General features: G+C 44.5%; 16 protein-coding genes. 4 read left to right on the top strand and 12 right to left on the bottom strand.

Features of this window, described 5'->3' with window-relative positions; genetic code table 11:
* Position 1: 1 nt before the first annotated feature.
* From HOP38_RS01770 to HOP38_RS01715, 12 genes are all read right to left on the bottom strand, one after another.
* Positions 2-538: a prepilin-type N-terminal cleavage/methylation domain-containing protein gene (locus HOP38_RS01770; protein ID WP_423250085.1), complete on the bottom strand. Its 537-nt coding sequence runs from the start codon at positions 536-538 to the stop codon at positions 2-4.
* Positions 539-627: 89 nt separating this feature from the next.
* Positions 628-1,095 carry a hypothetical protein gene (locus HOP38_RS01765; protein WP_198557305.1) on the bottom strand — a complete coding sequence of 156 codons (468 nt, stop codon included), beginning with the start codon at positions 1,093-1,095 and terminating at the stop codon, positions 628-630.
* Between the two features lie 6 nt (positions 1,096-1,101).
* Positions 1,102-2,325 (bottom strand): type II secretion system F family protein, encoded by a 1,224-nt coding sequence (locus HOP38_RS01760; protein ID WP_006070996.1) that lies wholly within the window; start codon positions 2,323-2,325, stop codon positions 1,102-1,104.
* A 29-nt stretch (positions 2,326-2,354) separates the two neighbouring features.
* Complete coding sequence (locus tag HOP38_RS01755; RefSeq protein WP_031496801.1) at positions 2,355-4,079, bottom strand: GspE/PulE family protein; 1,725 nt, start codon at positions 4,077-4,079, stop codon at positions 2,355-2,357.
* Positions 4,069-5,142, bottom strand: coding sequence for a tetratricopeptide repeat protein (locus HOP38_RS01750; RefSeq protein WP_242456498.1), 1,074 nt, complete (start codon positions 5,140-5,142; stop codon positions 4,069-4,071). The genes HOP38_RS01755 and HOP38_RS01750 overlap by 11 nt, the downstream gene beginning before the upstream one ends.
* A 2-nt stretch (positions 5,143-5,144) precedes the next feature.
* The gene (locus HOP38_RS01745) at positions 5,145-5,984 is read right to left on the bottom strand and encodes an ExeA family protein (RefSeq protein ID WP_006070992.1); all 840 of its coding nucleotides are present in this window, start codon (positions 5,982-5,984) and stop codon (positions 5,145-5,147) included.
* 48 nt (positions 5,985-6,032) lie between these two features.
* A complete protein-coding gene (gene mshL / locus HOP38_RS01740) occupies positions 6,033-7,706 on the bottom strand; it encodes a pilus (MSHA type) biogenesis protein MshL (RefSeq protein ID WP_198558236.1) in 1,674 nt (557 codons plus the stop codon).
* A 15-nt stretch (positions 7,707-7,721) separates the two neighbouring features.
* A complete protein-coding gene (locus tag HOP38_RS01735; RefSeq protein ID WP_006070989.1) occupies positions 7,722-8,048 on the bottom strand; it encodes a hypothetical protein in 327 nt (108 codons plus the stop codon).
* On the bottom strand, positions 8,041-8,691 hold the full coding sequence (gene gspM / locus HOP38_RS01730; RefSeq protein WP_198557303.1) for a type II secretion system protein GspM: 651 nt from the start codon (positions 8,689-8,691) through the stop codon (positions 8,041-8,043). Before gspM ends, HOP38_RS01735 begins: the two co-directional genes overlap by 8 nt.
* A complete protein-coding gene (locus HOP38_RS01725) occupies positions 8,688-10,196 on the bottom strand; it encodes a hypothetical protein (RefSeq protein WP_006070985.1) in 1,509 nt (502 codons plus the stop codon). The genes gspM and HOP38_RS01725 overlap by 4 nt, the downstream gene beginning before the upstream one ends.
* A 12-nt stretch (positions 10,197-10,208) precedes the next feature.
* Entirely contained in the window at positions 10,209-12,200 is a 1,992-nt protein-coding gene (csrD, locus tag HOP38_RS01720) for an RNase E specificity factor CsrD (protein WP_198557302.1), read from the bottom strand.
* Positions 12,201-12,462: 262 nt separating this feature from the next.
* Positions 12,463-13,014 (bottom strand): single-stranded DNA-binding protein, encoded by a 552-nt coding sequence (locus tag HOP38_RS01715; RefSeq protein ID WP_006070982.1) that lies wholly within the window; start codon positions 13,012-13,014, stop codon positions 12,463-12,465.
* A gap of 260 nt (positions 13,015-13,274) precedes the next feature.
* Between HOP38_RS01715 and HOP38_RS01710 the strand changes: the two genes are divergently transcribed.
* The 4 genes from HOP38_RS01710 (at position 13,275) to HOP38_RS01695 (ending at position 19,779) form a co-directional block, all read left to right on the top strand.
* A complete protein-coding gene (locus HOP38_RS01710; protein ID WP_006070980.1) occupies positions 13,275-13,925 on the top strand; it encodes a LuxR C-terminal-related transcriptional regulator in 651 nt (216 codons plus the stop codon).
* Between the two features lie 175 nt (positions 13,926-14,100).
* A complete protein-coding gene (galU, locus tag HOP38_RS01705; RefSeq protein WP_006070978.1) occupies positions 14,101-14,970 on the top strand; it encodes a UTP--glucose-1-phosphate uridylyltransferase GalU in 870 nt (289 codons plus the stop codon).
* A 158-nt stretch (positions 14,971-15,128) separates the two neighbouring features.
* Positions 15,129-17,957 (top strand): excinuclease ABC subunit UvrA, encoded by a 2,829-nt coding sequence (gene uvrA / locus HOP38_RS01700; protein ID WP_198557301.1) that lies wholly within the window; start codon positions 15,129-15,131, stop codon positions 17,955-17,957.
* Between the two features lie 70 nt (positions 17,958-18,027).
* Positions 18,028-19,779 carry a PglL family O-oligosaccharyltransferase gene (locus HOP38_RS01695; protein ID WP_198557300.1) on the top strand — a complete coding sequence of 584 codons (1,752 nt, stop codon included), beginning with the start codon at positions 18,028-18,030 and terminating at the stop codon, positions 19,777-19,779.
* The last annotated feature ends 30 nt before the right edge of the window (positions 19,780-19,809 follow it).

The raw sequence follows: 19,809 nt of genomic DNA, 5'->3' as shown, positions 1-19,809 counted from the left end.
CTTATTTAAGTTCAACAGTAACTTTACCGGTACGAATATCGTACTCGAAGTAATGACGGTTACTTTCGTTTTGTGTATAGCGACATTTAGTGCTGCTCACTGCCTGCGCTAAGTACTTAGTGCCTTTTGAAGGACTGTTTGTATACAGCTCAACCGCTGGAGAGTTTTGCAGTAAGTTCTCCATAAGGAATACGCACGCTTCGACATTTACGTTGTTGCTATTGTTAGCGTTAGTATTACTAGGGTAACCATCACGGAAGCCCGTTGTGCCATCTTCCGAGCGAGTCAACCAGAAACGAGTGCCATCGTAATCAACGTAGTTATTTACACCTGACTTAGTTCGGCCATTAGCTTCCCATTGCGCGCGAGCTGATAACACACCAGTTGCAAAACCACCAGCAACCGCTTCAACGCTAGATTCTTTTGCACTTTCTGTTACATCAACAAATCGTGGTAGAGCCGCTACTGCAAGTAGGCCTAATACCACAATAACCACGACTAACTCGACTAGTGTAAAACCTTGAGCTTTTTTCATTATTTGATCCATTCATATCAAAAGTGTGATTTTCTGCCCAAATTATAACTAGTTGAATAATGATTACAAAGCATTAACGTCAATTTTTTTACTTAAGTCAAAAAAATGACTTCCATATGCAAGCTATTAATTTTAATTGCTTTAATTTCAATATCAGTATTTATACCGTATACACAACTATAGTTTTTTTTATCAATTCGCTCTGATTTTATAAATAGATTGTGTTTTATAGAATCCGCGTCGTTGTAAAGTATTGATAACAAGTATTTACAGTTTCTATTTTCATTATTTGATAGGGTAATCCAACCGGTTTGATCAAATTTTACGACGGTATTATCAACTTGTAGATAATTTGGTTGTTTCTCTATTAACCAAGCTTGATGCAATTCATTAATGCGCTGTTGCATAACTTTGCCGATCACTACCGCTTGAGTACGGGTGATTTTTTCTTGATTACGATTCACCGTAGATAAGAAAAACCCTACAAGCGCTAGAATCACACAACTCCAAATTAGCCAGCGCAGCGCATCTCTTTGGAAAAAGACACTCTTGATAGCCATCGCTCGTTACATTCCTTTCATGGCATCGAGCATGCCCCACATAGGCAGGAAAATGCCAAGAGCCAGTATTAATACCATTCCAGCAACCACAGTGAGCAAAATCGGCTCAATTCTGGCGGTTAGGGTCTTCAGATCATAATCAACTTCTCGATCGTAAAAATCCGAAACTTCTAACAGAAGCTCATCAATACGACCCGTTTCCTCTCCGACAGAGATCATCTGAATAACAAGCGGCGTGAAAATATTGGCATTAATAGCAGTTGAAGACACCGTGCTTCCGGCCTCAATAGCCGCCTTCATTTCCATAATGCGGTTTTCCAAGTACTTGTTGTCTATTGCTTCAGCCGATAACGCCAATGACTGATTCAAAGGCACGCCAGCACGAAGCATAAGAGCAAATGTTCTTGAGAAACGTGAAAGTTGAGCACGATTTACAATGCCGCCGACAATAGGCAGCCTCAACTTAATATGATCCCACTTTTCCCTACCCGCGGCCGTAGCAAGCCAAGCACGAAACGCAAACAAACTGCCAGCCATCGCACCCAATAACAGCGGCCAATAACCGACGAAGAAGTTCGAGGTAGTAATCAGAATACGAGTGGGAAGAGGAAGATCGACGCCAAACCTGGCAAACATATCAGCAAACTGAGGGATAACTTTGATATTCAGTACAAACAACGCGGCAACGATAAAGGTCAACACGAACGTTGGGTAGCGCATTGCCGCCTTAATACGCTTACGAGTTTCGACTTCTTGCTCATAATAGGCAGCCAATTGCTCTAATGCTTGGTCTAAACGTCCCGTATTTTCACCCACAGCAATCATGGAAACAAAAAGTGGACTAAACACGCGAGGATGAAGCTGCATACAACTCGATAAGTTACGCCCATTAGTTAGTTCATTAACGACTTCTTCCAATGCGTATTTCAGCTGCTTGTTGGTGCAGTTTTGCGTCAGGCCCTTCATGGAGCGTAACAATGGCACACCAGCTTTCGTTAAACTGAACAACTGACGACAGAAAATAACCAGCACTTCTAAAGGTACCGCCGGCGCTATCAATGCACTTAGGCTGTCGCTAAATGACGTTGACTTACCACCTTGTGAGATCGACGTTGGAATCACCCCACGAGAGATCAAAATCTCCGCCGCTGTTTCTTCACTGGCAGACTCTAGATGACCAGAAATCTCTGAACCATCAAGATTGCGCCCTTTATAACGATAGGTTGGCATTGTCTTATCTCTAGCTATAAACCATTAAACTAAATGTAAATAGGTTCGATGCTACCGGAAGCATCCCCTTCACCCAGTGCCATCACTTCATCTAAGCTGACGGTTCCTTGAATTGCGAGTTCCATTGCGGACGCGAGCAAGGGTTTATATTCTTTCGAGGCTCTAGCTCGCTGTGAGAACAGTACAGCATCATTCGCCCGTAAAGCGTCCATCATTCCTTGGTCGAGTTCCAGCATTTCGAATACGCCTATCCGTCCTCGATAGCCGGTTAGATTACAGTTTTGACACCCCTGCCCTTTATGGAAGGTCATCTCTGTTTGATTAGGGAAGCGAGTCATCAGCCATTGCTTTACATGCTCATCCGCTGGATGCTCACGTTTGCAATCGGGGCAAATTCTTCTCACCAAACGTTGGGCAATGACCGCTCTTACGGCACTAGCAACTAAGTACCCAGGAGCCCCCATATCCATCATTCGTAACGCACTGTCGACAGAATCATTGGTATGCAAAGTTGTAAGAACCAAGTGCCCGGTTAATGCCGCACGCAAACCAATTTCCACGGTTTCTTGGTCACGCATTTCGCCGACGAGAATAATATCTGGATCTTGCCGTAGGAAAGTTCTCAGGATCGATGAAAAGTCTAAATTAATTTTTGGGTTTACTTGAACCTGATTGACTCGAGGCAAACGATATTCAACCGGATCTTCTGCAGTAATGATCTTTTTTCCAGGACTATTTAACTCAGTCAGCGCACCATATAAAGTCGTGGTTTTGCCGGACCCCGTTGGTCCAGTGACCAAGATCATTCCGTGAGGGCGACGCAACTGCTTTCGCAATTTAATCAGCAGATCATTTGGAATCCCCGACTCTTCAAGCCTTCTAACACCTGTTGATTGGTTGAGCAGACGCATGACCACAGATTCGCCATGTTCAACAGGCATAGTCGACATACGAATATCAACCGATTGTCCTTTGGCTCTAATATTAAATCGGCCATCTTGAGGTAGACGCTTTTCCGAAATGTCCAAATTTGCCATAAGCTTCAGTCGCAGTACCATTGCTGGCGCAACATTCACTTCATTTAATAACGTCTCATGTAACACGCCATCAATACGCTGTCTAAGACGCAACACGTCGGCATCTGGTTCAATATGAATATCAGAAGCACCTACTTGAATGGCGTCTTCAAACAAAGAGTTAATCAGCTTAACCACCGTCACCTCTTCGCTTTCATCTTCTTCAATATTGAAGTCAAAAACATCCGTCGACTGATGCTCAGCATGAAGCTGCTCGGCAAATGAAGCGATTTCTTTGGTACGGCGATAGTAGCGGTCAAAACCGTCAAGCAATTGCTTTTCGGGGGCAATAACAAACTCGATAGCGTATTGACCAAGTTGGTTTAACAACGATTCCTGAACAAAAAGATCCGCAGGATCGCTCATCGCGACTCGCAATGTATCGTCTCGACGACCAATCACAAGTGCTCGCAAGCGTCTTGCATGAACTTCAGGAAGAAGCTGAACCGCATCCACATCGACTTGTGCCCGACTTAAATCGATCAATGGTAAAGCTAATTGCTGCGACAAAAACGTTAGCATCTGCTGTTCAGACAGGGCAGCCAGCTCTATTAGTGTTGCACCAAGCTTTCGGCCTGTATTACGCTGAATCGACAAAGCCTGCTGTAGCTGCTGTTCATTGATAATGCCTTCTTCAACCAGTAGATCACCGAGACGTTTACGAAGTTTAATTTGCATCATTACTTCCTTCGAGGTTTTCTATGACCTTAAGTCTGTCGCGAATAAATGCTTTCGATTGGCTTGAAACACCTATCTTTTCGAGCGCGTTTTCATAAGAGTTTTTAGCCAGTGAAAACTCCATTTTACGCTCCTGCTGAATAGCCAGCCCCATCCACCAACGAGCATTTTCACCGTCTTGTTGGGTAAGCAACTCATAGCTTTGATAGGCCAAATCGGCTTGTTTATTCCGCTGCGCGAGACCGGCTCTTAGTGATAAGTATTCAATCGATGGATACTCGGGCAGATAAACCAATGGCGTGAGGGCTGCCTCCTGTTGATTCTCTTTGATAAGTAATTTCGTTAACGCCAAACGCAACCTTTCACCAGACGGGTTACGATTAATCCCTTCTTGCAAAAGTTCATACGATTTTCGGGTCTGACCTTTACCGTAGTAGAGCGCCGACAATCGTTGTCTCACTTGCTCGTTTTCCGGTGCGTATCTAAGTGCAGCGGTATAATTCTCAAGTGCACCATTAATATCATTGGCATCAATCGATTTCTTGGCACGTTGAATGGCCTTTTCCGCTAACTGTTCCGAGCTGAGTTCTACTTGCTCAACCACCATCTCTCCACCGTTGGCTTGAGGCTCAACTTTATTTGGAGATAGTTGGGCTAACAAAATAGGTTCAGCAGAGGACGGCAATACGTGCATATCTGCCATCGTAGTGACGGCTTTTGACTGGTCTTTGACTAACGATACACGTTGAACATCAGTCAGCTTTGCCTTTGATAAGTCAAACACATTAGAAGAAGCGGAGCCTAAATTCGCTGTCGGTGAATTTAATTGGGTACGAGGCGGCGCTAAAGAGCGTGAACCTTCTTGAGGCACACTCATAGAAGGTGGCATATTTGCTGTAGAAAACGCCCAGCTTCCCATCGCTAAACTGACTAAGATTCCAACCCCAATCCACACAATGGGAGAGGTATTTCTCACTTTGGGTATTACAGCTTGCTCAATATTCACATGAGAATTATTGGGTTTACTAGTCAGATTTGATAAGGCTTTATTAATCGCACTCATAGTTATTTCCATCCCCAGAGTACTGGGTATTTGAATATCGGCTTGGTGGCATCAAAAGTATCTTTTATCGCCAGATACAAGTGGCGGTTTAATACCTGCTGGCTGTTGTCACCAAACGCTAACAACAGTGTTTTATGGCAAATTTGGTGCACTAATCTTGGAACGCCTTTACTTGCTCGCCATATGGCAGCTAGTTGATGATGACTGAACAGATGTTCTTCACGTCCAGCGCTCATCGTTCTCTGCTGGACATAAGCAAAACACTCAGCTTTTGCCATAGTACGCAATGTGGCACTGAAGGTGATTCGCTGTCTAAATTGCCTTAGGTGATGCTGTTCAAGTCGCGTATCCAATTCAGGCTGCCCAAACAGCACTAAGTGCATCAATTTGCTGTCTTCGGTTTCTAGATTTCCTAATAAACGAAGCGTTTCTAGTGCTTCATCAGATAAGGCCTGAGCTTCATCAATCAAAGCTACTACTGGTCGCTTGGACTGTTTGGCTTCGATAAGTTTTTTCTGAATATCTTCGAGCAACGTATGTTGCTGGCATTGCTCTATGCCAAGTTCTTTAGCAATAGCAATTCTTAACTCAGCACCGGACAACACCGGATTGGGCAGATAAACTAAGCTGTAATCAGCCTCGAGCTGTTTGATTAACATTCGGCAGACTAAGGTTTTTCCAGTACCTACTTCGCCCGTGACTTTGAGGACTCCTTCACCAAGTGCCACGCCCGCCGTCACAGTCTGTATCGCCTCATAATGCGGCGACAGACCAAAAAACAGCGCAGTATTGGGCGTCAGTGCAAATGGGTATTGCTCAAATCCGAAATAGTCTAAGTACACCGTTTATCGTTCCAATCGCTTCAACTCAAACGTCAAGCCCTAAGCCTTTTAATCTTCAGGGAACCACTCGTTAAGTAAGTCACGAGAACGCTCAACTTCTTTCTGCCATGTATTCACGCCAACAACAGTCGGACGTAGCAAGATGACCAACTCCGTCTTCTCTGTCACGTTTTGCGTATTTCTAAACAAGTGCCCCAGTGCAGGGATATCCCCAAGATATGGCACTTTAGAGACCATTTCAGTTGTTGCTGATTTCATCAGGCCACCAATCACCACAACGTCGCCGTCAGCTGCACGGATAACAGAATCTGATTCACGAATAGAGCTTTTCGCTAGCGGCACAATGATAGAATCCCCTAACACTTCTATCTCTTTTTTCTCTTCTTGAACTTCAATAACCGCAGGATGAACATGCAGCAGAACATTACCTTTTTCATCAATTTGCGGCGTCACGTCCAAAGAAATACCCGAGAAGAAGGGCGTTAATTCAACTTGAGGCGCTACGTTGGCATTTTCACCAGAACCAATTACCGTTGAGATATCAGTAACGAAGTACTCATCGGTACCCACTTTGATAACCGATTTTTGGTTGTTGGCAGCGGTGATTCGAGGGCTAGAAAGGACATTGAGATCGCCTTGCGTCGCCATAAAGCTCAATACGGCTTCAAAGTGTCCGTCCGTAATGGTCACGTTGGTTTGCCCACCTAACAGGGTGCCAATCTGATTTAAAGGTGGTACTGGGTTTTGTGCTGGTCGGGAGATAGACACACCACCACTACCAATTGCCGCACCAATATTGCTCCAGCTAATGCCTTGTTGATAACCGTCGCTCAGCGTTACTTCTAGAATCTTTGCTTCCAGAATCACTTGACGATGAAGTCGCTGCTGCGACATATCTAAAAATTCTCTAACCTGACGAATTTCATCGGGATAAGCGCGTAACGTAAGTAAACTGGCTTGAGGGGTAACCACTACACTGCGGCCGTCACCAGTACCTATCAACTTACTCACTGCTTGCTCAAGCGCAGGCCAGAAATCACTTTCACTGGTGGTTTCAATGCGAGTACCACCTTGCTCATTATTGTTGCTATTGCCACCATTAACATTATTTGAGTTCGATGAACTGGACGAGCTCGAACTTGAGCTGTTCGAGTTCGAGTTATTGTTTGAATTACTGCTATTGTTGTTATTGCTCGAATCTCTGCTGGAGATGGTTCCAGTCGTGATCGAGGTTAATGAGCGACCTGAACGTTTGAACTGCAAGTAATCCACTGGAATAGAAACTGTGCGTAAGCCCGCTGGATACACTTGGATGATTCGACCTTTTTTCTCAATGTCATAACCATACATATCACTAACGTTATCCAGCACTTCATCTAACGTCACATCACTCAAATTAGCAGTAATTTTACCCGATACACTCGGGTGAATAGACACGCTGTACTCAGTTCCTTTTACCAAACTGGTGAAAAATGCTTTGGCTTCAACACCATTGGCTTGTACTCGGAAACGCTTCAGCGTTCGGCTTGAATGTGAGCCTGCCTGAGTGTCTAGCTCAGGCATTAGGTCGGCTTCCACCGTTGGGGGCAACTCATCTAGGCTCTTGTTATTTGCATTGTTCACCGATTCATTGAGACTTTGCTTTATTTCAACCGGATCTCGATGTCCCATTGAACATCCCACCAATGCTGCGATACATATACCGACTACTACCTTACGCATCATATTCTTATAGCCTTAGTTTTTTACGTCCATCGCAAATAAGCCAAGTTTCCACTGCTTGCCTGCGCGCTGAAGGAGGAGATTTTCACTGTTGATATTGACGACTTTGTAACCGTTAATGACATCACCTTTTTCAACCACTTTGTCATTCATCACGGCTGAACACGGCATTGCCTGTTCGCAAACAATGCTTTGCAATTTCGGCAATCGGTACACCACTTTTTTCTTCGGTTTCGTTTGTACTTGTGTTGGCTGCGCCCACCCTAAAGGTGCAGTGGGATCTTGGGTCGCCCACGAAGACATGGAAACACTCAATAAGGCGATAAATATTGCTCTAACCACCGATAAACTCCTTGCGAGTGCCCAGTGTGTACACTTCTAAAATCAAGCGAGCTTTGGGATGTTTTTCCACATCATATTTAAAGCTACGCCAATAATATTTAACCGGCATTTGCTCCAACTCAGACAGATATTTGGCGATAGCAAAATAGTTACCCGTCAATTCAATCTTAACCGGATGAACGAAGTAACCGGAGTACTCACTTGCTCCATCAATGCCAGTAATAGGCTCTGGTGGTAGCGACTCAAGAGCGACAAGTTTCAAGCCTTGGCTCTTGCTTAACACCAATTCAAGCAGGTTAGTCATTTGGACCGGTGAGATAAGATTATCCACCAATCCAGAGAGCTGTTCTGATAACGCTTGGCTCTCATCAATTAACTGATTGAACTCAAGATTAATGTCTTTGTCTGGATCTTGTTTAAGCTGGCTGCTCAATACTGAAAGCTGCCCCTCTAATTCCATGTTTTCACTGGAAACTTGTTGAAGTTGTCGTTCCAAACGGCTCTTTTGCAATAAACTAGGCTCTAGCAACAGCAGATAAAGCATCATAGCCACAATGACGCAAGCACAGATTGAGAGTAACGATTTTTCTCTTGTACTTAAGGCGAGGAACTTCTGATCTAACTTCAGCCAATAGTCCTTCACTGCTGAGCCTCCAATACTTGTGTCGCATCCACTTTTTCACCCGCATTTACCACAGTATCTAGAGATCGATTTTCTGGACTGGTACGCAATTCAAATGTCACGACATCATTAGTATTACGACCAATTTTCAAGGTCTTAAAGGTTCTTCCAACCAGACTTTGCTCTTGCTTGAATTGCCCAACCCAGTTTGGAATCACACTGGCGTTTCGTGCTAATCCAGAAATATCAATATTGCTTTTATCAAGGTAAATATGTTGAATTGAAATGTCGTTTCTTCCCAACGTCGCAAGCGAGTTCATCACGCTTGAATAGCCAACTTGCTGCTCTTTGTCATAGTCATCTACCGCATCCAACGCGTCTTTTTTCGCGGCGATCTCCTGCTTTAAGCGCTCTACGGCGGCAACTTTAACCGGAGAAGGTCGATGTGACTCCAACGCCGCTTTTTGCTGGCTTAATTCATCGTGTAATGAGTCTGCGCGAGACTCCGATTGTGCAAGCTCGCTTTCTAATTGAGCTGTTGAAACTGAAATATACCCATACACCGCAACAGCAGCTATTGCTGTCAGAGCCATTACAGACGCAACTCTAGTTAAGGTGAAATGTTCTTGTTTAGGCTTTAAATACGATGGATACAGGTTAACTGCTGGCCCTTCCAACTGCTCACTAGCAATTTGAGCTAATAACGCTCCAGACCACCCCGTACGCTCGGAAACGAGCGGCTTCACTTTGACATTCAATCGTGCAGTGAGTGCTTCAGCCAGTTGGTTTTCCGATTCTTCATCACAGCAAACTTGCAACGCATGTACGCCACCTGTTTTTAATTGTGATGACAGATAATCAAGAGACCTTTGCAACTCAAGCGCTAAGCTGTCGACATCAAGTCCAATGGTTTCACCTTGAATAACAGGGCCAGAAACACTACGAATGGTTCGATGGAAAATCGGCAATTGTTCAACAAAAGCACTCACTCGATAATGATGAAAACGACTTCTTTGCAGTAAAACAGCGCTGTGACTCTCTTTTTGAGCTCTTGCCCAAAATAGCTCTTCTGGAATAACTTGAGACAGTTCCAATCCTAAGTTTTCTAATACACCACGAAGCTGTAACAGCCAGGATTTCTGAATCACATAGGCAGTTGTTTTATTCAAGCTTGGCAGCTCTAGACCATCGGCAACAATCTCAGTCACTCGCTCACTGATAACATCCTTTAATAAAAAAGGCAGAGCTTGAGGCCATTCAGATTTTGGTATTCTTGGCGTGTCTATTTGATAGGTATGATAAAGGTCGCTACCAATGACAACATTGACGCCTTGGCCCTTGGTTGCTTTGGGCTGCAGCAGTTGCTCAAGCGCCTTTTGCCAATTGTTGGCAGTAATATCACAGTTACTAACCTTAAGCTGTCCTTTCTCTGACAAAAAGACGCCGTCCGACTGCATAATAACTACCATTGGGGAAGTATTCGCTTGTTTCGACCTAAATCGAGCAACGATGTTTTTAAACGTCATAACATTTCCGCGTTAGGTTCTTTTCCAACGATTTCTTCGTCCAGGCTTTATCATTGCCGCTTTTGGCTTAGGATCTGGCATGAGTTGTGTTTCAGCTGCAAAATAACGTCCTTGACCACCGCTAACACCAAGATCAAGCAGCGTATGCCACTCTTTTTTATTTTCCACGCCTACGGCAATAACTTGTGTTTTGGAGTCCCCACAAGCACCAACCATGCTGCGAACAAACAATTGGTTTTCATCCCGTTGATCAATTTTCTTAATTAAGCTGCGATGCAACTTAAGATAATCTACTTTCAGATCTTTGATGTAATGAGTACTCACAATCGAACGACCAGCCTGACCTACGATTACTGTGCACCCTAAACCGGACAGCATTCTAACAACTGGGCGAATATAGTCCAGATGTTGAACTAGTCTTGCTTCGGAAAATTCAAAGCTCAGTTGTGAGCGTACCGCGATAGGTAACTGCAACAACTCATCACGAAACCACTTAAAATAACCTTTGTTGGCAAATGGCACGACATAAAGATTGATAGAAATCGGTAGAATAGCCGGACTTTCCTTAATGTTTCGTAACACTTTATTGAGCACAGCACGATCAAAATTGGACTCGTAACCTACTTGAAGTAAAGCGGAATGGAATCGTGACGCTTTAACAATACCTCGTTCCGGATCTTCAATTCGTGCAAACAATTCTTTGTGAAGTACGTCGAGCTCCTTCCCTTTTTCGTACAAATAACAGGGCTGCGAAAAAATAAGTAGATTCTCAGGCAGAAGCGCTTTATCAAACAATGTACGCCAACGCACACTGCCACGCTCATCGAATTTTTGGACTTGCTTGCTAAATCGGCTCCAGTTATTCACCTTTTGCAGTTGAGCACTTTTCAGCGCCGTTTCTGCTTCTTCCATGATGCGCCCTTGGCGCTCACCTTCGGAATACATACTGACGCCAATGTGACACCAGTTCTCTTCATCAAGAGGCGTTGGCGGCGTGATCTTTTCAAGCTGACGAATACATTGGTTTGCTAGGTTAGCAACATCTTTGCTGCTTTGATGCGGAATAAATACGGCAAAATCGGCGTCATAGTAACGGGAGAAAATCACATCAGGATATTTCTGAACCGCGTTGGAAATCACTTCACCAACTTCCACGAGGAAGTCATCTGACGTTGATTTACCTTGAACCTCCTGTACTTGATCCCAGTCTTCGATTCGAAATAGCATAACACCGCCCTGAGCGCCGCTTTCATGTATCGCAGATTCTAGTTTGCTATCAAATAGCATTCGATTTGCACTGCCGGTCAATGGATCAAGGAAGGTTTGCGTGCGAATAAAGGTGTCGAATCGACTGCGCTCTTGGCGAGCATCTTGCAATTCTTCGATTAGAATGTCTAAAGCCTCACTAGCGGTATAAGGCCATTCTCTTTCATCTCCTTTAGCAAACTGCTCTACGCGACCACCTAAGATCATCCGGCCTCGTTCTTCCAATAACTCAGAGCCAACTAGCTGTTTACGAAGCCACTTCACCCCTTGCATTAGGCAAAAGACAATCAACCCAAAAGCTAAGGTGACCGACCACATGGCTTCAATGGAATAACGAACATCCAAATAAGGGGGCAGCGCGGTAAATTCGACGCGATAGCCATCATTACGCTCTAAATCAAAACCTTCTCGATACACAATGGTGCGATCTATAGTTGGAGAGGTGTTTTTGTATCGGTATACCACACCAGCTGAAGAGGTCAGCTGCATCTCAATGATATTACTGGCTTGCAGCATCTTAGGCATCCAACGCTGCATCATATAGGCTGCATCGGGGTCTTCTAATTCTTTATCGATAACTCGAACAATGCCAGCCAAGTGGTGATTGAGGTACTCTTGGCCCATCCTTTTAATGGATAGTGTTCCGCCAACAAACAGAATAAATACGGCACTCATGACAATTACTGTCACAAAAGCCACTAAGCGAGTGCTCAGTTTGAGGGTGGGAGTTTGCCTCATAGGTACTAAAGTCCTTTTTGAACCGATGATGTCATTAACGTTTATCGTCCGAACTCAACTCGTTGATGCAACAAGAGAGATTCATGCGTACATTATATAAAATAAGCTATCGCGTTAACTGTTTGTTATATCAAATTTACTATAACCCGTTAAGCAACAAGCAATGCGTTGTCTCTAAGAAACAAAAAAAACCGCGAATTCATCGCGGCTTTTCTATGCAATAATCAAATAGAACTTAATTTGACTTGATATTCAGCACTGATTAAAACGGGATATCGTCATCGAAGTCCATTGGTGGCTCATTGTACTGCGGCTGCTGTTGAGCAGGTTTTTGCTGAGCTGGTTGTTGTACAGGTTGTTGAGGCTGTCCCCAACCCTGTTGTTGAGGAGCTTGCTGCTGCATGCCACCACCTTGGTTCATGCCGCCTTGCATACCACCCTGCATAGGAGCACCACCACCTTGGCGGCCACCTAGCATTTGCATCACGCCGTTGAAGCCTTGAACAACAACTTCCGTTGTGTAGCGGTCTTGACCACTTTGATCTTGCCACTTACGAGTTTGCAGTTGACCTTCAATATAAACTTGAGAGCCCTTACGCAGATATTCACCAGCAACTTCCGCTAGCTTGCCAAACAGAGCAACGCGGTGCCACTCAGTTTTTTCACGCTGCTCGCCTGTCGCTTTATCACGCCAAGATTCAGAGGTTGCGATTGTAATATTCGCCACGGCACCGCCGTTTGGCATGTAACGAATTTCTGGGTCGTTACCTAAGTTACCCACTAGAATGACTTTGTTTACTCCACGGCTTGCCATGTTTTGCTCCGTAACCACAGTGTGTTTCAAATTAGCCCAGTAGGATAACACGAACCACTGGTACCGCAACAGCGCTTATCCTGAGGATACCAAAATAACCCCTTTCCCCTCGTTATTACGAGCGAAGCAAACAATGATAAACTTTATATTTATATCAATTACTTAGATAGTTTTAAGTCACTCTCAAACTACTTTTTTATCACTAGAACATAAACTACATACTCGTCAACATGCATAAAAACCACCAGTAAAAGTGTGCTATGAGAAGAAATAATTACCAACGCGTCATTCAACATGTCACTCTTAATCAAGAGGACTCAGTTACCAAAAGGGTAAAGCGCTTATCCCATCTAAGTATTAATGCTATTGAAGCCATCACTCCTCAGGATCTACTTTCAACCACCTCCGGTTCTCGTAATCGTATTTTGCTCTTTGATTACGAAGAATCCTTAGATCTTTTCCAACAAGTGTTAAACCTGCCTTTAGCAAGCAAAAATTTTGAGACCGTACTGATCAATGTTCCGCATCGGCTAACGACCGAGGAGATCCTTAGATATGGTCATATCAAAGGGCTCTTTTACAGCCACGAAGACGCTAAGAAAATCGTGATTGGTTTAGGAGAAATCATTAACGGCAAAAACTGGCTACCTCGAGAGGTAACCAGCCAACTGTTACATCACTATCGCCATGTGGTCTCAGCAAACACCTCTCCCACTGTGGTGGATTTGACAGCCAGAGAAATCGAGATTCTGCGGTGTCTGCAATCGGGAGCCAGCAACTTACAAATATCTGAAGACCTATTTATTACTGAATCCACAGTAAAATCCCATCTTTATCAGGTATTTAGAAAACTTTCGGTAAAAAACCGCCTACAAGCGATAGCTTGGGCTAATCAAAACCTTCTCTCCTAACAATATAAACAATACACGTTCTTCTAAGTAGAGAGTTCGCTATGAGTTTTCACCGCAAAACAGAGCGAACTCTGACACATTTCTACTGTCATAAACTAACGATACTATGTAGACTTAGGTCCAATCGCCCGTCAGTGGCAACAAATTAAAACGAATAAAGATAAAGGGTTTTATCATGATCAAGAAGTGCCTATTCCCGGCAGCTGGTTACGGAACTCGCTTCCTACCCGCCACAAAATCTATGCCTAAAGAAATGATGCCAGTGGTTAACAAACCACTGATTGAATACGGTGTGGAAGAAGCCATTCAAGCGGGAATGGACGGAATGTGTATTGTTACAGGTCGTGGTAAACACTCCATCATGGATCACTTCGATAAAAACTACGAGCTTGAACACCAAATTAGTGGCACTAATAAAGAAGAGCTTCTTGTTGATATTCGCGACATCATTGATTCAGCACAATTCACCTACATTCGCCAACGTGAAATGAAGGGCCTCGGCCATGCAATTTTGACTGGTCGTGAGCTTGTAGGTGACGAACCATTTGCCGTCGTTCTAGCGGACGACCTTTGTGTTAACGAAGATCAAGGTGTACTGGCTCAAATGGTCGCGCTCTACAAGCAGTTCCGCTGCTCAATCGTTGCGGTTCAAGAAGTTCCTGAAGATGAAACGCACAAATACGGTGTTATCTCTGGCGAAATGATTAAAGACGATCTTTTCCGTGTAGATGATATGGTTGAAAAGCCGGAGCAAGGCACAGCGCCTAGCAACCTAGCGATCATTGGTCGTTATATTCTGACTCCAGATATTTTCGAGCTAATTGAACAGACAGAACCTGGCAAAGGCGGTGAAATCCAAATCACTGACGCCTTGCTTAAACAAGCAAAAGCTGGCTGCGTTTTGGCCTACAAATTTAAAGGTCAACGTTTTGACTGCGGCAGCGTAGAAGGCTATATCGAAGCAACGAACTACTGCTTTGAGAATCTTTACCTAAAAGATGAGAAAACTGCAGAGCTTGGCAAACACGCTACGAAGAAAGCGTAAGCCTTGAGCTCAAAGAATAAACGGTAAGCCGTAGCGCCACTTTCATCGAGAAGTGGCGCTTTTTACGTTTATGGACCTGTTTTTTTATCCAGTATTTCTTTGCACAAACTTCACACTATGTAATACTTGTCACACTAAGTATTACATGAGTGGCAACAATGGATAAGATCGAAGTTAGGGGTGCTCGAACCCATAACCTAAAAAACGTCAATCTGACAATTCCTCGCGACAAACTGACCGTTATCACTGGCCTTTCGGGCTCAGGTAAGTCTTCACTTGCCTTTGATACTCTGTACGCAGAGGGGCAACGTCGTTATGTGGAATCCTTATCCGCTTATGCAAGACAGTTTTTATCCTTGATGGAGAAGCCTGATGTTGACCACATCGAAGGCTTGTCTCCAGCCATATCTATTGAGCAAAAGTCCACCTCGCATAACCCTCGCTCAACTGTAGGTACCATCACAGAAGTCTATGACTACTTGCGCTTGCTGTATGCTCGAGTGGGCGAGCCACGCTGCCCAGAACACAAAACACCATTAGCCGCACAAACCGTTAGCCAAATGGTTGATAAAGTTCTAGAGCTACCGGAAGGCTCTAAAATGATGTTACTAGCTCCAATTGTTAAGGAGCGTAAAGGTGAGCATGTTAAAACTCTAGAAAACCTCTCAGCTCAAGGTTTTATTCGCGCCCGTATTGACGGAGAAACCTGCGATCTTTCAGATCCACCGACACTTGAGTTGCATAAAAAGCACACCATTGAGGTGGTTGTCGACCGCTTTAAAGTTCGAGATAACTTACAGCAGCGTCTTGCCGAATCTTTTGAAACCGCGCTTGAACTCTCAGGTGGCATCGTCGGTGTTGCTTGGATGGATGAACCAGAAAAAGAGGACATCATCTTTTCTGCCAATTTTGCTTGCCCTTACTGTGGTTATAGCTTGCAAGAGCTTGAGCCTCGCCTGTTTTCGTTTAACAATCCTGCAGGTGCCTGCCACACGTGTGATGGTTTAGGAGTCCAGCAATACTTCGATCCAGCACGAGTCGTGATGGATGAAGATCTGAGCATTGCTGAAGGTGCGATTCGCGGTTGGGATCAGAAGAACTATTACTACTTCCAAATGCTGACCTCACTGGCCAAGCACTACGACTTTGACTTATACGCGCCCTTTAAATATCTGCCCAAAAAGATCAAAGATGTGGTACTTACAGGCTCAGGTCGCACAGAGGTGGAATTTAACTACGTTAACGATCGCGGTGATATCCGCGTGAAACGCCATCCATTTGAAGGGATCCTAAATACCCTTGAGCGTCGTTATCGTGATACTGAATCTAACTCAGTGCGTGAAGACCTCGCGAAGTATATCTCGACAAAATCCTGTGGCTCTTGTGGCGGTACTCGTCTGCGTGAAGAAGCTCGTAATGTCTTTATTGCTGATACCACATTGCCAGAAATTGTCGAAATGAGCATTAGTGGTGCCATGGACTTTTTCCGATCATTAGAGCTTGAGGGACAACGTGCCCAAATAGCAGAGAAGGTCATGAAAGAGATCAATGATCGTCTGCACTTCCTCGTTAATGTCGGCCTTAACTACCTAAACCTGTCACGCAGTGCCGAAACGCTTTCAGGCGGGGAAGCGCAGCGTATCCGCTTGGCAAGTCAAATTGGAGCGGGTCTAGTCGGGGTAATGTACGTTCTCGATGAGCCTTCTATTGGTCTCCACCAGCGCGATAATGAACGTCTTCTCAATACGCTAACGCACTTAAGAGACCTAGGTAACACCGTATTGGTTGTTGAACACGACGAAGACGCTATCCGAACGGCAGACCATGTCATTGATATTGGCCCTGGTGCAGGCGTACATGGTGGTTCTGTAGTAGCTGAAGGTACTATTGAGGACATTATCCAATCAGAAGAATCACTAACCGGTCAGTACCTAAGCGGGAAACGAGAAATCGCGATTCCTCAACAGCGTACACCAATGGATGCTAAGAAGGTGGTGAAGCTGCAAGGTGCAACAGGCAATAACCTTAAGAATGTCGATTTAACTATTCCAGTTGGTCTATTTAGCTGTATTACTGGTGTTTCCGGTTCAGGTAAATCCACCCTGATTAATGATACCTTCTTTAAGATAGCGCACACTCAGCTCAATGGAGCGACAACTGCCGAACCATCCCCTTATAAGAAGATTGAAGGTTTAGAGCATTTCGATAAAGTGATCGATATTGACCAAAGTCCAATAGGTCGTACACCCCGCTCTAACCCTGCTACTTATACTGGTATCTTCACCCCCATTCGCGAACTGTTTGCAGGCACTCAAGAGTCACGCTCTCGTGGCTACAAACCTGGTCGCTTTAGCTTCAATGTTCGCGGCGGCCGCTGTGAAGCATGTCAAGGTGACGGCGTTATCAAAGTAGAGATGCACTTTTTACCTGATGTATACGTGCCTTGTGACGTATGTAAAGGGAAGCGTTATAACCGTGAAACGTTAGAAGTTCGCTACAAAGGCAAGACCATTGATGAAGTGCTACAAATGACTGTAGAAGATGCTCGTGAGTTCTTCGATCCGGTTCCTGTAATTGCTAGAAAACTACAAACCTTAATGGACGTAGGTCTTTCGTACATTCGTCTCGGTCAAGCTGCGACGACACTTTCAGGTGGTGAAGCTCAGCGGGTTAAACTGGCTAGAGAACTCTCTAAACGTGATACGGGTAAAACACTCTATATTTTAGATGAGCCAACAACCGGTCTGCACTTCCACGATATAGAGCTACTCTTGTCCGTTCTTCATCGTCTGCGTGACCATGGCAATACCGTCGTGGTTATCGAGCACAACCTTGATGTCATTAAAACTTCTGACTGGATCATCGATTTAGGGCCAGAAGGTGGACAAGGAGGAGGAGAAATTATCGCTCAAGGCACCCCAGAAAATGTGTCTCAAGTCGAAGGTTCTCACACAGCACGCTTCCTAAAACCTATGCTAAAAGGTTAAATTAGGGCATCTTAGAAGAGTGACGTATGGTTACGTCACTCTCTTTCTTGTTCATTAACTAGTAGCAAGCATGGCAATTATTCATACCAACGGTACAGAACTGGCTGAAAACCGAGTTCGTCCCCCGCTCAATCGAAAATTCATGGCCGCTATGGCGATGCTTTATCTCATCGCGACACATGTTTTCTGGCCAAATCCAGGCGGCTTAGGGCTTGCACTTACCTTCAATAACACAGCATGGATTGCATTTAGCGTCGCTTTAGCTATTGGGCTTTATCAACTCGGTAGCAACCAATTATTGCGTTACAGCAAACTTACTATTGGTTTGTTGCTATCTTGTATTCTGTTAAGTACTCCACTGTTCTACAGCAAGCCCGACATAATTTCCGTCGCTCCTCGCTTTATTGCTCTGTGGAGTGGCATGTTGTTGTTCATTGTTTTGCAGCAGTTTCAGTTCACCAATAAGCAGAAACAACGGTTTCTGTGGTTAGTTGTCCTAGCGGCTCTGATTGAGTCTGCGATTGGCTATGGCCAGTATTTCTTGCTGTCCGATGATAATTTCATGGGATATGACGTAGTCATTAACCGGCCCTACGGCATCTTCCAACAGCCTAATGTGATGGCGAGCTTTCTCGCTACCGCTCTGGTTCTATCTGGTTATCTGCTCGCACGTCAACGACATAAATATAATTGGCACATCAGCGATGTCTCCATCTTATATTTAACACCCGTAATTACCTTACCTCTAATTGTCGTTTTAGGCTCAAGAACCGGCTGGCTAGGTGCACTAATCGGAACATTGCTGCTTATCCCTTATCTGTACCGACACTCGACTAGGAAGCGCTTTCGAGGCTGGACTTTTGCTAGTTTAGCTGGCGTAGCATTAGGACTTTTTCTTGGGTTTGGGAACACCAGTAGCCAAAATCTTATCGAACAAAAAGCCAGCTTTACCGACATTCGTGCAACGATTTACAGCCAGTCCATAGATATGCTGATCGAGAAGCCATTTACTGGCTATGGATTAGGAAAATTTGAACCTGAGTACATGGTGTATACGGCTCGACAGCACCAGCTCAACAACCATTTTTCTGCTGGGGTACCTGCTCTAGATCACCCACAGAACGAATTGTTGTTTTGGGGAATTGAGGGGGGATTGCTGCCGATTCTAGGCATTTTGCTCGCGGCTCTTTTCGTCCTAAGCCGAATTTACACCGCTAAACCTGGGACACGCTTGGCTATATTCGCTCTATTCCTACCCATTGTTCTGCACAGTCAATTGGAGTATCCGTTTTATCATTCATTGATACACTGGATTACCTTTATCATCCTGATTTATTGGGTAGATCAACGTACGCCTCGATTAAAACAAGCTTCTTTATCCGGTGTAACTAAGACACTGACACGAGTGATGTCTCTTTTGATACCAATTTTGGTTACCACCTATATGGTTGCGTCTTTGCATACCAATTATGTATTAAACAGGTTTGAAAAATCTGACCCAGTCGACGCCACCATCTTAGAGAAAGTCAGTAACCCCATGGCATGGCAAGATCGTTATGACTGGGATGTCTATAGCACTTATCTAAAGCTCGGGTTACGCACTGGCGATAAAACGCTTATTCAACCCTATATTGACTGGTCTGTGGATATTATCCGTCACAAGCCACGTCCTGCCTTTTATCGTAATCTCATATTGGCTTACCAAGGAATAGGAGATACGAGTAAAGCTCAGCAAGTAAAAACCGAAGCGGAGTATCTGTTCCCTTATCAGCAGTTTGAGCTAGTTGCTACCGAACCAGTACAGGCGAAGTCTCAGCTATAAACTAGATACGCTCAATGACTAAGAAAACGG

It is taken from the genome of Vibrio mediterranei (assembly GCF_013364395.1).
Lineage (GTDB): Bacteria > Pseudomonadota > Gammaproteobacteria > Enterobacterales > Vibrionaceae > Vibrio > Vibrio mediterranei.
This window is presented reverse-complemented; position numbering and strand designations above follow the sequence as displayed.

Bases quoted from the DNA above. Each gene is read 5' to 3' on its own strand.
- HOP38_RS01765 (WP_198557305.1), bottom strand. From the start codon at position 1,095: ATGGCTATCAAGAGTGTCTTTTTCCAAAGAGATGCGCTGCGCTGGCTA.
- HOP38_RS01760 (WP_006070996.1), bottom strand. From the start codon at position 2,325: ATGCCAACCTATCGTTATAAAGGGCGCAATCTTGATGGTTCAGAGATT.
- HOP38_RS01755 (WP_031496801.1), bottom strand. From the start codon at position 4,079: ATGCAAATTAAACTTCGTAAACGTCTCGGTGATCTACTGGTTGAAGAA.
- HOP38_RS01750 (WP_242456498.1), bottom strand. From the start codon at position 5,142: ATGAGTGCGATTAATAAAGCCTTATCAAATCTGACTAGTAAACCCAAT.
- mshL (WP_198558236.1), bottom strand. From the start codon at position 7,706: ATGCGTAAGGTAGTAGTCGGTATATGTATCGCAGCATTGGTGGGATGT.
- HOP38_RS01725 (WP_006070985.1), bottom strand. From the start codon at position 10,196: ATGACGTTTAAAAACATCGTTGCTCGATTTAGGTCGAAACAAGCGAAT.
- csrD (WP_198557302.1), bottom strand. From the start codon at position 12,200: ATGAGGCAAACTCCCACCCTCAAACTGAGCACTCGCTTAGTGGCTTTT.
- HOP38_RS01715 (WP_006070982.1), bottom strand. From the start codon at position 13,014: ATGGCAAGCCGTGGAGTAAACAAAGTCATTCTAGTGGGTAACTTAGGT.
- HOP38_RS01710 (WP_006070980.1), top strand. From the start codon at position 13,275: ATGAGAAGAAATAATTACCAACGCGTCATTCAACATGTCACTCTTAAT.
- galU (WP_006070978.1), top strand. From the start codon at position 14,101: ATGATCAAGAAGTGCCTATTCCCGGCAGCTGGTTACGGAACTCGCTTC.
- uvrA (WP_198557301.1), top strand. From the start codon at position 15,129: ATGGATAAGATCGAAGTTAGGGGTGCTCGAACCCATAACCTAAAAAAC.
- HOP38_RS01695 (WP_198557300.1), top strand. From the start codon at position 18,028: ATGGCAATTATTCATACCAACGGTACAGAACTGGCTGAAAACCGAGTT.